Raw genomic sequence first — 14,015 nt, forward strand, 5'->3', positions numbered from 1 at the left:
TAACGCGACGCTTTTTACCGCGTTGGCTCCTGCAGATAGCGCTCCAGGAGACTCTCCAGTTCGGGTTGACTCAGATTCGTATATAGCTCACCGTTGAGCGCCAGCGACAGCCGCCCACTTTCTTCCGAAACGGCAATAACGGCGGCATCGGTGGCTTCGCTCATTCCCAGTGCTGCCCGGTGGCGAAAACCGAGCGAGGGCGGCAGTTCATCGTCGTCGGATACGGGAAGAATGCAACGGGCGGCCCGGATGCGACCCTCACTGATGATTACGGCTCCGTCGTGTAAAGGGCTGTATTGACTGAAGATAGCCAGAAGCAGCGGTTTCGACAGGTCGGCGTCGATAAGTTCGCCCGACTGGGCAAATTTTTCCAGGTCATCGTTTTTTTGCAGGACCAGCAATCCCCCCGAAAATTCGGCACCGAGTGCTTTGCAGGTATCCAGAATGGGTTTCAGCGACGTCTGGCTGTCCATGCGCTCGGTATCGCGCAGGAGCCACCGCCGAAGCCGTCGGCTGTTAGTGAGATTGGTCGATTTACCGATCAGCAGCAGAAACCGCCGGATTTCGTGCTGAAAAATGATGATCAGCGCCAGGGCTCCCACGCTGATGAAATACTCCAGTATGGTGGTCATCAGGTTCAGGCCGAGGGCTTTCACCATCAGATACACCAGATAAACCAGCAAATATCCCACAAAAACCCGGCTGGCTACACTTCCCCGAACGAGGTTGTAAATCTGGTAGATCAATACGGCAACCAGTAAAATATCGAGCAGGTCGAGCCAACCGATTTCTAAAAACCCCAGGCGGAAAGCCAGCATGAATAAATTGATAATGTTTCGGGCTTAAAGATAATCAGAATCCGGCAGGCTCACGAAACCCGGGCTGGTAAAGATCGTTGGCCGTTTATCCAATGGGCCTTTACAGAACGGTGGTGTCGCCTTCGATGGCCAGATACGTTTCGGGAAAAACCGCCCGTGCTTCGTCCAGAAACAGGTTGAACTGCTTGTAGCGCGACGAGAAATGGCCGATCAGCAACCGACCGACACCCGCTTTGGCCGCAATGGTAGCCGCCTGTCGGGCTGTCGAATGAAACACTTCGGTCGCCCGCAGGGCATTGTCTTCCAGAAAAGTCGCTTCGTGGTAGAGCAGATTTACCCCCTGCACCTGTGGGATGATGGTCTCCAGATAACGCGTATCGGAGCAGAAAGCGTAGGAGCGGGGTGGCGGGCCGGGTTCGGTAACGTCGGCCGCTGCATACAGAATCTGGCCGTCGGCATCCAGAATATCCTCTCCGTTTTTGAGTCGTTTCAGGTACGCAACCGGAATGTCGTCGGGCAGTTTTTCGCGCAGCAGATGTGGCTTCTGTGGCTTTTCCCGAAACAGATACCCCGTGCAGTCGATCCGGTGCTGCAGTGGAATGGACTCGACCGTAACCATTGGATGATCCAGTAGGAGCGCCGGCTGCTCAGGGTCGACGGCCTGAAAATGAAGCTTATAGCCTAACCGGGAGTCCGATACGCGAAAGATGGTCGTCAGCACGTCGTCCAGCCCGCGCGGTCCGAACAGGAACAGGTCTTCGGTTCGTCCGCCCAGATTGAGTGACGACAGGAGCGGAGCCAGCCCAAAGTAATGATCGCCGTGCAGATGACTAATGAAAATATACCGCAGCCGGCCCGGCCGGATTCGCTGTTCCAGCAGGCGAAACTGCGTGCCCTCGCCACAGTCGATCAGCATGTATTCGTTGCCAATCGTCAGGATCTGAGCGGTTTGGTGGAGCCGCAGCGTAGGCGTAGCCGAGCCAGCCCCCAGAACCGTGAGGGCAAAAGGCAGGTGCGCCGGACGGGTAGGTTCCGATTCCTGGTTAATCATGGTAGAGGAGCGGGTCAGGTTTAGCCGGCTAGGTTCCGGCTTGTTCTCAGCCGACGCTGCCTCCGGCGGCGTACTCATCATCTTCTTCGCTGCGAAAATCGTTTTCGAGTTCATTCATAAAAACTGCGTCGATGGCTTCCTCGACCGTAGGCAGAATCGTCAGATCGCTCAAATGCGATCGGTCGAGAAGCTCGATGAACTCATCGCTTTTAGTGACAACGACCAACAGGCCGGCTTCGTTGGTACATTGGCGGTTTATTTTTCGAAGGGTGGTCGCCCCGGCCGGGTCAAGGGTCTGCACGGGGGCCATATCGACGATAATGTTGCTATACCCTTCCCGGAACAAGCCCCGGCTCAAGGTCTCAAAATCAGTAGAGATGTCGCTGCCAAAGGCGTTTTCGGCAAGTCGGATCAGGGCGTACTGTTCGTTTTTTTCGATGGTATACTGCATAAAACGCTTGACTGTGAACGGGATTAAGAATGAACAATGGATAATGGACAATGAATAATGTAAAATGGATAATGGAGGCAGAGATGATCTGAGTGGCGTCAGCCACTATCCGTTGTTCATTATTCATTATCCATTAATCTTATAGGGCCTGTAAAATGTTGGTTTCGATGCGGGAAAGTGAATCAGCGGTATCGGAAGGATGAAAGCGCTGGCCGGTAACCTTCTCGAACAGCTCAATATAGCGGGTGCTGATCTGGTTGACCCACTCATCCGACATGTCGGGTATGGTCTGGCCGGTCTTTCCCTGAAAGCCATTGGCAATGAGCCATTCCCGCACGAACTCCTTCGACAACTGTTTTTGCGGCTGCCCCGCCTGCTGATTGGCCTCGTAGGTGTCGGCGTAGAAATACCGGGACGAATCGGGCGTGTGTACCTCATCGATCAGGTAAACCTTACCGTCGCGGTTGCCGAATTCGTATTTGGTATCCACCAGGATCAGGCCCTGTTCGGCCGCCATAGCCGTTCCCCGCTCAAACAAAGCCAGGGCATAACGCTCTAACTGAACGTATTCCGCTTCCGGCACAATCCCCCGGCTCAGAATTTCCTCCCGGCTGATGTCTTCATCGTGGCCCTCGTACGCTTTAGTCGACGGGGTGATGATCGGGTTAGGCAGGCGGTCATTCTCGACAAGCCCATCGGGGAGTACTACTCCGCAGAGCATCCGGTGACCATCGCGGTACTGACGCCAGGCGTGCCCGGCCAGATAGCCCCGCACGACCATCTCGACGGCGTAGGGTTCGCACTTAAGCCCGATGCTGACATTCGGGTCAGGAACCGCCAGGAGCCAGTTGGGTACCAGATCGGCCGTTGCCTGCAGAAAGTAAGCGGCTGTCTGGTTCAGTACCTGCCCCTTGAACGGAATCGGTCGGGGCAGAATGACGTCGAAGGCCGAAATGCGGTCGGAAGCGACCATAACCAGCTTCGGTCCGTCGCCACGGTCTGGAAACGAGTACACGTCGCGCACTTTACCCCGATAAAACCCCGTCTGACCGGGAAAATGAAAGTTAGTCTCCTGAATGGCGTTCATCTACTTTGATTTATGGTTTAGCGGTTGCTGTTGGCAGTGGCTGACGTTCCCCGGAAGGAATCAGCGTCGGTGCATCCTCTCAACCGCCTTGTACTTACAATTTTTCGATTACCAGAGCCGATGCGCCACCGCCCCCATTACAAATGCCGGCCACCCCGTAGCGACCACCGTTCTGATGCAGCACGTTGGTCAGTGTGGTCACGATCCGCGCGCCCGACGCCCCCAGCGGGTGCCCGATGGACACGGCGCCCCCGAACACATTCAGTTTCTCCTGCGGAATATTGAGCACTTTGCTAAACGCCAGCGGCACCACGGCAAACGCTTCGTTCACTTCATAAAAATCAATATCGGTGGGTTGCAGACCGGCCCGTTCGAGCGCCAGCGGCACCGCTTTGGTCGGAGCGGTAGTAAACCATTGCGGCTCCTGTTCGGCGTCGGCATAAGCCAGAATCCGGGCCAGCGGTTTCAGCCCCAGTGCATCGGCTTTTCGGCGACTCATCACGATCAGCGCCGACGCTCCGTCGCTGATGGGCGACGAACTGGCGGGTGTAACGGTTCCGTCGGCCGTGAAGGCGGGTTTGAGCGACGGGATTTTATCGTAAATCACGTTTTTGTATTCTTCATCTTCACGCACCGTTACGCTGCCCTTCCGACCCGGCACGTCGACCGGTACGATTTCGGCGGCAAAATGGCCGTTCTGGGTGCTGGCTTCGGCCCGTCGGTACGATTGTGTGGTGTAGTCATCCTGTTCCTGACGGCTGATGGCGTACGTCTGGGCCGTCTGATCGGCAAATACGCCCATGGCACACTGATCGTAGGCATCGACCAGCCCATCACGGGCCAGCCCATCGATGAGTTCAGCGTTGCCATATTTATAGCCGAAACGGGCTTTGGGGACATAATAAGGCGCATTCGACATACTTTCCATGCCGCCCGCTACGACCACGTCGGCCAGACCCAACTGAATCGACTGGGCAGCCAGCATGATTGCCTTGGTGCCCGAAGCACACACCTTATTGATCGTCGTACAGGGAACGGTAGCCGGGAGGCCGGCCTGCAACGCTGCCTGTTTGGCGGGGGCCTGACCCAGATTGGCGGAAACTACATTCCCCATGTACACTTCCTGTACCAGATCGGCTTCTATACCCGCGCGCTGTAGCGCAGCCCGGATGGCCACAGCGCCCAGGTCGATGGCCGTAAGCGGGGATAACCCACCACCAAAACTTCCGATGGGTGTTCGGACAGCGGAAACGATAACAACTTCATTCATCGGGTTCTGTTGGTTAAAACGCATCTGCTACCAGCGATTCTCGGTCGAACGGGGTTTGGAAGCCGTTCGCCGGGCCGAAGGGGTCAGTGCATAGGGCAAATCGTCGTTTTGCATAGCTTCGAGGAGTTGCAGCGCCTGTTCTTCACTGAGGTTCAGCCGTTGAAACCGACGAAGCAACTCATCCTGCCGGGCTGACTGTTCCACCTGTTGTCCGGCTGACTGCCGCGGTGTGTTGACGGCCTGCGGCTGTCGACCAACCGACGGCTGACGGGGGGCTGGCGTTGGCCGTTTGCCCGAGTACCGTGTTTTTATCAACTCAAAATTATAGCGGGCGGGTTCATTGTCGGGGTTTTCGAGCAGAGCCTGCTCAAATAAAGCCAGCGCCGTGGTACTGTCGCCTTCGAGGCAGGCCATCACTCCCAGCTGCGTAGCCGCGGCCGTGCGCAGATCCGGCCGGTCGGACCGGAGCAGGTTTTCGTACTGTGGTTTCGCTTTACCGTACAGCTTGAGCTGAAAATAGGCATGTCCCAGATTCAGACGAACCGCGGGATCGATGGTCGTCGTGGTGCGGCTCAGGTAAGCATACAAGCGTAAGGCCCGTACGTAGTGGCCCGTCTGGTAGGCAACCTGGGCTTCCTGGCGGGCCTGATTGTTACGGGATACCTGATTCAGCGAAAACAGATTATCCCACCAGAGCCAGGCTGTAAGCAGTAGAAAAATCATGGTGACAAACGGAACGAACGGCCAAAAATAAGACGAAACATTGAGACCCGCTTACAATCGGAAGGTTCGAATGGTAACAATCAGGTCAAGACTGATGAGCCCCAGGGCCACCAGCAGAAAATAATAGTATTTATTGGTAGAAACCGGCACCCGGCGCTGATCGATAGCCCGGCCTTTCAACGATCGGATGATCCCGGCTAATTCATTGACGTAGCGGCCATTGTCGTCGGCTTCCAGGTATTGCCCCCGGCTATCGCGGGCCAGGTCCTGCAAAAAGGCGCGGGTCAGATGGCTCCGCACGATCTGGTGGTCGTTGTCGCGCACAAAATCGCGCCCTTCACGAATGGAAGCTCCCGTTTCGGTGCCGATGCCGACGGTAATCAGCGGTATACCGGCCGAACGAAGCTTGCCGAGGCTGCTGCGTTCGCAGGGCCCTGCATTCTCGCCATCGCTGAACAGGACAATGGCTTTGACATTGCGTTGGGTCGAAGGGTCGGTCAGGAGTTTCTGATGGGCCAGCTCGATAGCCTGGCATAGGTCGGTGCCACCTGTGGGGGAGATGCTGGTATGGACCTCCCGGATAAACTGCTTCAGCGCGTCCTGATCCGTAGTCAGTGGGGATAAAACAACCGACTCGGTCGAAGCCAGGATTACCCCGAAGCGTTCGGCGGGCAGGGTATCGCACAGTTGTTGCAGGTCATATTTCACCCGTTCCAGCCGCGTGGGTACCACATCGCCCGCATCCATAGACCGGGAAATATCGACCACCAGGAAAAGATCGCGTCCGGTAGTGGTCAGTTCACCTTCGGCTTCGCCAAACGACGGTCCAAGCAGGGCAATGAGCAATAACGTCAGGTAGCTACCACGCAGGAAGAATTTAGGAATGACGCCCCAGGCGGAGGTGCTGAGCTGCCGCGCCAGCCGGAATGTGCGCCCGATATAGAAGGCATAGAGGCAGACGAACAACCCGATAAAAATAAATTCGGTACGGGAAAGGGGATATAACCAGTTCATTCAGGGCAAGTATCGGGCTGACACTGACCCGGTTTGGCACTCGGATGCATTGATCAGCCAGGGCGAAATTAGCGATTGTAAAAAGATTTTACGGGATAGGTATTGTTGAAAACGATGAATTGCCCTATCTTTGTGTCCCAATCGTTCAGGAATCAGAGAACGGGCGGGCTTCGGAGAGATGCCTGAGTGGCCGAAAGGAACAGTTTGCTAAACTGTCGTACTGGTAACGGTACCGAGGGTTCGAATCCCTCTCTCTCCGCTGAGTAAAGAGTACACTTCGGGGTGTAGCGTAGCCCGGTATCGCGCCTGCTTTGGGAGCAGGAGGTCGTAGGTTCGAATCCTGCCACCCCGACAACACAAAAACCGCCGAATCCATTGTGATTTGGCGGTTTTTTCGTGTTCTGGATGTCTCGGCATTCGCGTTGTGACAAGTTTGTGACAAATTCCATCCAAAAAATTCTGCGCGAGCAGGGAATGGTTGAGGGAAAAAAGGGCAGGTACCCCTACAAAGAAGCCAAGCTCGTTGGCCCCGGTACCGATCTGACCAAACAGTGGGTGGTCGACTACTACATCTGGGACGTAGGCCTGGATAAACTCGTACGCCGTCGGATTCGCATCGATGGCGACACGCTCGATGATCGCCACCGTCTGGCCAAAGCGAACATCGACGATATTAACCGCCTGCTAAAGGCGGGCTATCATCTCGATACACAGACGCCAAAGGCTGAATTGCCGGATTTGAAACCCGTGTCGATACCGGCTCCCTCACCTGCCACCCAGGAGTTCACTTTCGCCGATGCGGCCAGTTATTATCTCAAGATCAAGAGTCGTGAACTGCGGGAAGATACGACGATGGAGCTGTACGATCTGTACATACGGCACTTTAGCGCCTACCTCAAATCGCATCGAAAGACGAAAATTGCCCTGAAGAAAATCACGCCGGCGATGGCCAATGATTTTATTGATCATATCGAAGTGGGCAATCGCTTCCGGAATAATATGCTCGGCTTTTTCAAGGGCTTCTTTGAGTTTTTCATTGATCGTGAAGATATCGTAAAGAACCCGTTCAAAAAGATAAAGAACCTGCGGGTCGACGAATCCGATGATCATCGACCATTTACGGCCGAGCAGACCCGTGAGATACGGGAAACGATCCTGGCCAAAGGCGACGATCAACTGTGGGTCTTCTGCCAGTTCATTTACTTTCTGTTCCTGCGACCTGGTAAGGAACTGCGATTATTGAAGGTGGGGGATATTCTGGAGAAACAGGTAAAGGTGATTTCCGGTACCGCGAAGAATCGACGGACCGGCTACATCGATATATCGGCGGAACTGGAGCTGGTGATCCAACGCTTCAAACTGCGGAGCTACCGCCCAACGCATTACGTCTTTACCGTCGATGGCCACCCAGGGGCGACACCGACTGGTGTTAATTATTTTTATAAACGCCACCGGAAGATCATGGAAGATCTGGAGCTGTTCGGTCATGACTATGATCTCTACAGCTGGAAGCCGACAGGAGCCGTGGCGCTGTACCGGGCCACCAAGGATCTGCTGCGGGTACAGCGCCACTGCCGGCATAGCAGCCCGGATCAGACCTACACCTATTTACGAAAACATGGTTCGGTATTCGAAGGGGTTGACCTGACGGACTTCCCGGCCATCTGGCATCAATAAATTTTAGCGAAAACAAATATGGCAAAGGTTGATCTGACTAATCCTCTTTATAAATATACGCCAGCAAAATATGCTGAGAAGATGGTTTCGGAAGGGTGGTTACGCATTGGCACCTTAAGTGGCTACCGTGACATGGAAAAACTGGGAGATGTGATTGGCGATGAAGCAGAAGGTATTCGTCAGTTAATGGTGAAAGGATTAGGTTTTACCGGATCAATGTACATAACCTCATACCAAAGTGATGATGTTACTCTAAGAAATGTTAATATAAATATTTCTGGGTTTGCGGCAGATAAAGTGCCGTTGAGAATTATAACTCGATCAACTGACTACTACACTTTTTGCACCACTAGCGAATACAATTCAGCCGTAATGGCTGAATTTAAGTGTGACACTTGTGTAGTTATTACGAACCCAAATCAGTTTTTTGAGGAAGTGACGATGATGCTACGTCGACTGGGTTATACTCAGGACAGTGAGCCACTACTTGGAACCTGTGTTTACAGTAATAAAAATACGGTTTTGATGGGAGCGAAAATCAATAGAGATGACAGAGGGCAACCGGATATCCGGTTTCACAAAGCTCCAAAGTATAGTAACCAAAAAGAAGTACGGGCTTTATGGACGCCAATGGAATCAGAGATTTTTCCGATTAATATTCAGGTTCCCGGAATTGTAGGTACGTGTGAACTATATGGGGGAGAATAAGGTATGGAAAAATTTAAAAAAGGTGATATCGTTAGATCAATACTAGGATTGAGGAATCATCCGCTAAACCCGAGACCTCTATTTCTGGTCGTTTTGGATAAACCTCTTAATGATGTACAGGATGATAAATACTTTGCTGGTATCGTTGTTCTGGATTTAGGCAAAGTCGGGTCTAATTCCTGGCTAGGGAAAGTTTCCAGTAGATGGGAAGCGAAAAGGTTCGAATTAACTACAGTTCAGGAGTTACTCCATATGAATAGAATTTTGACAAAGGATTAATTCCTACATCTTAACAGAAAAATCAATTATTCCCGTTGGGAACTCTTTGTCAAAATCTACCTGTAATTCTTTGCTGCCAGATTCAATGATTTTGACGATACTAACATCTCGTAGGTCTGTTATTTTCATATTCGGTTTATTTTTTACAGCTAAAATTCGTGATGTCGAATAAGTGGTATTCTTTACTTTCTTATATACAAGCTGTTGAATAAAAAAATTATATCTTGATTTGATAGCTATCTGGTATCGGCCGTAATCCGAAGATTCAATTTTTTTCATACCCAAATACGAGTGATCCATAACAGTTAATCCTACATTTACTTCTGGCACTTGTGTGGACTTTAAATGCTTCTTTAAGCAGCTTTCATCAACAATGTATATTTTATTTTCAGAAAAACCACCTTTACATTGACGAATACTATCATAATCAATTACGTCGATCCTAACTCCATAAACAGAATACATATTCTCATTTACAATATCAACTCTCAGGGATAAAATATCTGAATAGCTGACAGAAAAATAACTCGGTTCTAGTCCGCCTTTTACATGATTAAAAATAGTATTACTGGCTTCGTTAAGCTTTGAGTACAATTCAGTATTTTCTTTTCGTAAACTATCAATTGTAATTTTCTGCTGCTCAACTTTATCTAATAACTCTACGTTTTGGACCTTTAGCTCTTTAACCCCACTTCCCGTCGCTTCACCAATTTCTAGGCCTTTATTTACTCCTGTTTCAATTCTTTCATTCCTCGCGGAGGAGCTTTTATTTTGTAAATAAGTTCCCATAGCCGTAACAAACCCGCCAAGCAGCGCCCCACCAATAGTTATAATACTGCCTATAAGAATAATATTCATAGGCTTTTGTAAAAATTGAATTAATGCATCCACTTTCCTTCTTAACATATTAAAGTTTAAATCTTTACTAAATCTTTATCAATTAATTTACGATACCGCTTCACGCTGGATATACTGATTCCGGTCAAACTAACCGTCTCGGTTACTGATAACCCCCGCTCGACGGCCTTTTTTACTTTAGCGTACTTCTCCTCGTCGACGCCAGCAGGTCGGCCCATGTGCTTGCCGGACGCTTTGGCCAGTAACCGGCCCGCCTGCGTTTTTTCCAGAATGCTTTCCCGATCGTACTCGGCCAGGGCGGCAAAGATCTGGAGCACCAGCTTGCCCGCGGGCGTGCTGCTGTCGACACCCAGATCCAGCGCCTTGAAATGAATCCCGTTTTTAGCGAAGTCGCCCAGCAGTTGGATCAGGTGATCACGGCTCCGACCCAGCCGGAAGAAGCGGGCCACCATCACAGTGTCACCGGTGCGCAATTTCTTCAGCAACTCATCAAGCGCCGGGCGGCTAGTGCTGATGCCGGTGATTTTATCCTGGAAGATCTCGTGACACCCAGCCTTGCTCAAAGCGTCGAGCTGGGTGTCCAGGTTCTGGTCAGCAGTGGATACACGGGCGTAGCCAAAAAGGTGGTTCATAGCTTCAAAAAGTCGGGTTCATAAAGATAGCGATAAAAAACTTTCTGAACCTACTTTTTGGACTATGCTTTTAAACGTTTCCGGATCGATTCGGATGTTAGGTAGGGGTGGTTCAGAAAGGTATAACTTTCTGGACCAGATGAGGAATAGTCAATAATAATCATTTCACTAAACGGGCAGTTCGAGATTTTTAATCAAGTGATTTACACATACTAAGCTGTTAGAAATTAGCCAGTTTTATGTATTAAAACAGACGCCTATAAGGGTAGACTTTCAATGATTTGTTATTTTACGAAAAATCCACATTAACCTCATATATGACTACTAAGCCCGCTTTATGCCAAATAACATCACAAGCATTTATTGATATACTTACATTAGTTGACCAATAAAAAGTATGCCTATTTAATCACGGCAGTAGGATCGTTTACAAATCGAGTAGGGGAGAATACATTGGAAAATAAAATAGACCAGCGATCCGGATCGCTGGTCTGCTATTCTTATCATTTCGAGTAAAACCCGCCACATTTATAAACCTACACCTTAAAACAGTTCAGCTTCCGCGGGAGTAATTTTCTGATCTTTCATTAGTCCCAGCTTCAGCAATCCCACCGCGTCCTGCTGTCGACTGTTGAAGAATAAGTACGACCCGGCGGGTAACTCTTTAGCGGCTCACTGAGTTACTACAGTATGAAATTAGACCAATCATTTACCCCGGCTGAGCTGGATCGGATTGTTGAAATGGCCTGGGAAGATCGGACTCCCTTCGAGGCCATTCTGGCGCAGTTTTCCTTGTCTGAACAGCAGGTCATTACGTTGATGCGTCATGTACTCAAGCCTGCCTCCTGGCGTCGATGGCGCGCGCGGGTACAGAAACGGTCTACCAAACACGCGGCTTTGTCAGCGGTCGACGATGCCCGGTTCAGATCCAGCCAGCAACGTACTATTTCGCAAAATCGCATTGCCAAACGGTAGATGTTCCTTACTGCGACTGGAGCAAGATTGAATCCGGTTTCTATATTTTCGGAAAGGGTATATACGTCATTCAGGAGTCGCAGTCGGGTGGATACTCAATCCACTGATCTAATAGTAAATCGGCCAGATCTAGACCGGCTTCTTTTCTTCCTGAGTGGTATTGTCTTCCAGAAATGTAGACAACGTAACCTGAAACCCCTTGGAAGGCATGTGAAGCTCAATGCCGATTTCTAAAGTACAGCCTTAGCTTTTTTAACCAACGCGGCCATTCGATCGGTGTTCGAAGGGGATCAGCTGACATGCCACTGATTTCTTTTCCGAGTTTCGGGTGGATAGCTGGCGATTTACTGACAGCCAGCACCTGGGAACCGTACAGGCTACGGTGACCCGATAGCAGAAAACTAATTACGCAGGCAACGGCAGCATAGGGCGCTACCGTTGCTCCGAAGAGTTCAATGGCTAATATACTACAAGCGATCGGTGTATTAGCCGCCCCTGCTAACAGACTCACAAACCCAATGGCGGCAAATGTCGAGCGGTCTGCTCCAACAGCCTCCGCGTAGACACTACCAAGGGTGGCACCGATAAATAAAGTCGGTGTAATGACACTGCCGCTCCGGCTGATGCTCAACGTCAGGATGGTAAAAAGCGCTTTTAATAAAAACGTGTAGAAAGCAACGGGCTGACCTTTGATGCAGCTTTCCAGCAAATCAAGGCCCAGCCCCAGATAAGCGCGGGAAAAGATGAGCGTTAGTCCAACCAAGACCAGCCCACCGATCAGCCCCTTCCAGGGGCGCCAGATGGGAATGGCGTTTGTGAGGGTTGTACTCGCTTGAATGGCCTGAATCAGTCCGTATGCGCATAAGCCAAAGAGGATTCCCCCACCTACCAATTGAAGAAAAAAGTCCTGGCCAAACGTAGGGACAAACCGAAGTGGATAATAAAAAAAGTGAACCCCAAAAGCCGATGAAATCTGATAAGCCGTGATGGAAGCCACGAAAGCGGGAAGCAGTACATCGTAGAGAATAACCCCCACGGCCAGCACCTCAATGCCGAACAAGGCACCGGCAATAGGAGCACCGAACACACAGGCGAATCCGGCGCAAAAGCCACACAAAACCATTTTTCGTCGGTCAATATCTTCTACCCGGAATAAATTGGCACAGAGGCTACCGAGCCCCGCACCGATCTGTGCACAGGGGCTTTCTTTCCCGGCTGAGCCGCCCGTGGCCAGTATTAACACGACATTGACGATTTTGGTTGGCACAAAGCTCCCTTCGATTTTGCCATAGTTTTTATTGATGGCTGCAATCAACGCGTCAGTGCCAACATGCTGCCTGAGGACAAACTGACTGAGTAGGTTAGCCGCAAAAAAACTGATTGGCAGGAGGTAGAAGACGTGCTGATAGTGATTACTTTGCTCGATAACGTAATGAATAAAGAGGATAAAGCCAGAAGCAGCCAGGCCCGTCAGACAGCCGATCAATACGGCAAGAATGATCCACTTAAGGACACTAAAAAACAAAATCAACTCTTCATGGATACGCATGGTCTCTTTAACTCACCAACTACTTTATCTGTTAGAATGAGTGGCTCGGCCAGGGCCTATGCGGTCGAAACGAATTGGCAGAGAATACAATTTACGCACGGGGTCCAGATCCGACCAGGAGGTTTTATTGAAGGCACGCTAAGAACATTCTAGTGTAAGCTTAAGGCCAATGGAAGGCCGCTCTATGTATAGAATCGTAGTGGGGTGGTATTCATGGAACGATATCCATAGAAGGTACGGCTATAACAACTCAGTAGGTCTGGGATCAGGATATAATAGTCAGGATACGCTGCTGGAAAATGCCTGTGCATTTTCGGATCATGGATTGGCACTGGTCGGTATCGATTTTGAGCTTTTTTTACCATAGCCTTCAAACCACCAGCATTCAGGGATATGGTGTAGATTATCCTTGGTCGATTGCATCAATCAGCTGCATAGAGGTTAAGTTGGCGTTACCTCCGCTGTCGGTCAGCCAACGATTTTGGCTATTGAGTTTTCTCGATAAGATCTGTTTCTAAGTAGATTCTAAGGACTTTATCAGCGGATCTTAAGTACTGGGTGACATCTTTGACTATCCTTACTCAGCACTTATTTCGCCAGATCGGTTTCTATAAAGCACTGATAGGCAGATTATTGTAAAGTGTACAAATGCCTTCCGTAATCGGTTATGGCTAAAAAAAGCTTCCTGATCGATTCGTCAACTAATGTAACAAGGTTATGTCTGAACATACTGCTTCTTTATTCTACACGCCTTTTTTTCCGCCCAGTCCCGTTTCAAAGATAACCCGCAACAAAGACCGGAAGTTATTTGGTGAAGAACCGCCCCAAAAACCGGATTGGTTGATGATCTTTATGGGTATTCTGTTTCTGGTGACGCTGCTCATAGCCTGGCTGGTCGATATTCCTGGCTTGCTGAAATAAAT

The 14,015-nt window shown here is 50.5% G+C and carries 14 protein-coding genes and 2 tRNA genes; 6 read left to right on the top strand and 10 right to left on the bottom strand.

The window, feature by feature from the left end; all coding sequences use genetic code 11:
- Nucleotides 1–14: 14 nt before the first annotated feature.
- The 7 genes from cdaA to ACYVC2_RS23890 all read right to left on the bottom strand — a co-directional run bounded on the left by cdaA (nt 15) and on the right by ACYVC2_RS23890 (nt 6,414).
- Nucleotides 15–818, bottom strand: coding sequence for a diadenylate cyclase CdaA (gene cdaA / locus ACYVC2_RS23860; protein WP_461106475.1), 804 nt, complete (start codon nt 816–818; stop codon nt 15–17).
- 100 nt (nt 819–918) lie between these two features.
- Nucleotides 919–1,869: a ribonuclease Z gene (locus tag ACYVC2_RS23865; RefSeq protein ID WP_461106477.1), complete on the bottom strand. Its 951-nt coding sequence runs from the start codon at nt 1,867–1,869 to the stop codon at nt 919–921.
- A 46-nt stretch (nt 1,870–1,915) separates the two neighbouring features.
- A complete protein-coding gene (locus ACYVC2_RS23870) occupies nt 1,916–2,320 on the bottom strand; it encodes an STAS domain-containing protein (protein ID WP_461106479.1) in 405 nt (134 codons plus the stop codon).
- Nucleotides 2,321–2,459: 139 nt separating this feature from the next.
- The gene (locus ACYVC2_RS23875; protein WP_461106481.1) at nt 2,460–3,407 is read right to left on the bottom strand and encodes a phosphoribosylaminoimidazolesuccinocarboxamide synthase; all 948 of its coding nucleotides are present in this window, start codon (nt 3,405–3,407) and stop codon (nt 2,460–2,462) included.
- Between the two features lie 94 nt (nt 3,408–3,501).
- Nucleotides 3,502–4,677, bottom strand: a complete 1,176-nt coding sequence (locus ACYVC2_RS23880) for an acetyl-CoA C-acyltransferase (protein WP_461107233.1) — start codon at nt 4,675–4,677, stop codon at nt 3,502–3,504.
- Between the two features lie 27 nt (nt 4,678–4,704).
- On the bottom strand, nt 4,705–5,400 hold the full coding sequence (locus tag ACYVC2_RS23885; RefSeq protein ID WP_461106483.1) for a tetratricopeptide repeat protein: 696 nt from the start codon (nt 5,398–5,400) through the stop codon (nt 4,705–4,707).
- Between the two features lie 51 nt (nt 5,401–5,451).
- Nucleotides 5,452–6,414, bottom strand: coding sequence for a vWA domain-containing protein (locus tag ACYVC2_RS23890; RefSeq protein WP_461106485.1), 963 nt, complete (start codon nt 6,412–6,414; stop codon nt 5,452–5,454).
- Between the two features lie 172 nt (nt 6,415–6,586).
- On the opposite strand from ACYVC2_RS23890, the gene ACYVC2_RS23895 reads away from it, so the two are divergent.
- The 4 genes from ACYVC2_RS23895 (at nt 6,587) to ACYVC2_RS23910 (ending at nt 8,799) form a co-directional block, all read left to right on the top strand.
- Nucleotides 6,587–6,673: transfer RNA gene (locus ACYVC2_RS23895), tRNA-Ser, on the top strand.
- A 19-nt stretch (nt 6,674–6,692) separates the two neighbouring features.
- A tRNA-Pro gene (locus tag ACYVC2_RS23900) sits at nt 6,693–6,766 on the top strand.
- 83 nt (nt 6,767–6,849) lie between these two features.
- On the top strand, nt 6,850–8,091 hold the full coding sequence (locus ACYVC2_RS23905; RefSeq protein WP_461106487.1) for a hypothetical protein: 1,242 nt from the start codon (nt 6,850–6,852) through the stop codon (nt 8,089–8,091).
- Nucleotides 8,092–8,109: 18 nt separating this feature from the next.
- Nucleotides 8,110–8,799, top strand: coding sequence for a hypothetical protein (locus ACYVC2_RS23910; protein WP_461106489.1), 690 nt, complete (start codon nt 8,110–8,112; stop codon nt 8,797–8,799).
- Between the two features lie 282 nt (nt 8,800–9,081).
- Here ACYVC2_RS23910 and ACYVC2_RS23915 read toward each other — a convergent pair whose 3' ends face one another.
- Both ACYVC2_RS23915 and ACYVC2_RS23920 read right to left on the bottom strand, forming a co-directional pair.
- A complete protein-coding gene (locus ACYVC2_RS23915) occupies nt 9,082–9,936 on the bottom strand; it encodes a hypothetical protein (protein ID WP_461106491.1) in 855 nt (284 codons plus the stop codon).
- A gap of 56 nt (nt 9,937–9,992) precedes the next feature.
- Nucleotides 9,993–10,568, bottom strand: coding sequence for a recombinase family protein (locus ACYVC2_RS23920; RefSeq protein WP_461106493.1), 576 nt, complete (start codon nt 10,566–10,568; stop codon nt 9,993–9,995).
- 690 nt (nt 10,569–11,258) lie between these two features.
- Between ACYVC2_RS23920 and ACYVC2_RS23925 the strand changes: the two genes are divergently transcribed.
- Nucleotides 11,259–11,543 (top strand): TIGR03643 family protein, encoded by a 285-nt coding sequence (locus ACYVC2_RS23925; RefSeq protein ID WP_461106495.1) that lies wholly within the window; start codon nt 11,259–11,261, stop codon nt 11,541–11,543.
- A 217-nt stretch (nt 11,544–11,760) separates the two neighbouring features.
- Here ACYVC2_RS23925 and ACYVC2_RS23930 read toward each other — a convergent pair whose 3' ends face one another.
- Nucleotides 11,761–13,092, bottom strand: a complete 1,332-nt coding sequence (locus ACYVC2_RS23930) for a chloride channel protein (RefSeq protein ID WP_461106497.1) — start codon at nt 13,090–13,092, stop codon at nt 11,761–11,763.
- 717 nt (nt 13,093–13,809) lie between these two features.
- Here ACYVC2_RS23930 and ACYVC2_RS23935 point away from each other — a divergent pair.
- Nucleotides 13,810–14,013, top strand: coding sequence for a hypothetical protein (locus ACYVC2_RS23935; RefSeq protein WP_461106499.1), 204 nt, complete (start codon nt 13,810–13,812; stop codon nt 14,011–14,013).
- Nucleotides 14,014–14,015: the final 2 nt, after the last annotated feature.

Source organism: Spirosoma koreense (assembly GCF_054777875.1).

Bases quoted from the DNA above. Each gene is read 5' to 3' on its own strand.
- cdaA (WP_461106475.1), bottom strand. From the start codon at position 818: ATGCTGGCTTTCCGCCTGGGGTTTTTAGAAATCGGTTGGCTCGACCTG.
- ACYVC2_RS23865 (WP_461106477.1), bottom strand. From the start codon at position 1,869: ATGATTAACCAGGAATCGGAACCTACCCGTCCGGCGCACCTGCCTTTT.
- ACYVC2_RS23870 (WP_461106479.1), bottom strand. From the start codon at position 2,320: ATGCAGTATACCATCGAAAAAAACGAACAGTACGCCCTGATCCGACTT.
- ACYVC2_RS23875 (WP_461106481.1), bottom strand. From the start codon at position 3,407: ATGAACGCCATTCAGGAGACTAACTTTCATTTTCCCGGTCAGACGGGG.
- ACYVC2_RS23880 (WP_461107233.1), bottom strand. From the start codon at position 4,677: ATGAATGAAGTTGTTATCGTTTCCGCTGTCCGAACACCCATCGGAAGT.
- ACYVC2_RS23885 (WP_461106483.1), bottom strand. From the start codon at position 5,400: ATGATTTTTCTACTGCTTACAGCCTGGCTCTGGTGGGATAATCTGTTT.
- ACYVC2_RS23890 (WP_461106485.1), bottom strand. From the start codon at position 6,414: ATGAACTGGTTATATCCCCTTTCCCGTACCGAATTTATTTTTATCGGG.
- ACYVC2_RS23910 (WP_461106489.1), top strand. From the start codon at position 8,110: ATGGCAAAGGTTGATCTGACTAATCCTCTTTATAAATATACGCCAGCA.
- ACYVC2_RS23915 (WP_461106491.1), bottom strand. From the start codon at position 9,936: ATGAATATTATTCTTATAGGCAGTATTATAACTATTGGTGGGGCGCTG.
- ACYVC2_RS23920 (WP_461106493.1), bottom strand. From the start codon at position 10,568: ATGAACCACCTTTTTGGCTACGCCCGTGTATCCACTGCTGACCAGAAC.
- ACYVC2_RS23925 (WP_461106495.1), top strand. From the start codon at position 11,259: ATGAAATTAGACCAATCATTTACCCCGGCTGAGCTGGATCGGATTGTT.
- ACYVC2_RS23930 (WP_461106497.1), bottom strand. From the start codon at position 13,092: ATGCGTATCCATGAAGAGTTGATTTTGTTTTTTAGTGTCCTTAAGTGG.
- ACYVC2_RS23935 (WP_461106499.1), top strand. From the start codon at position 13,810: ATGTCTGAACATACTGCTTCTTTATTCTACACGCCTTTTTTTCCGCCC.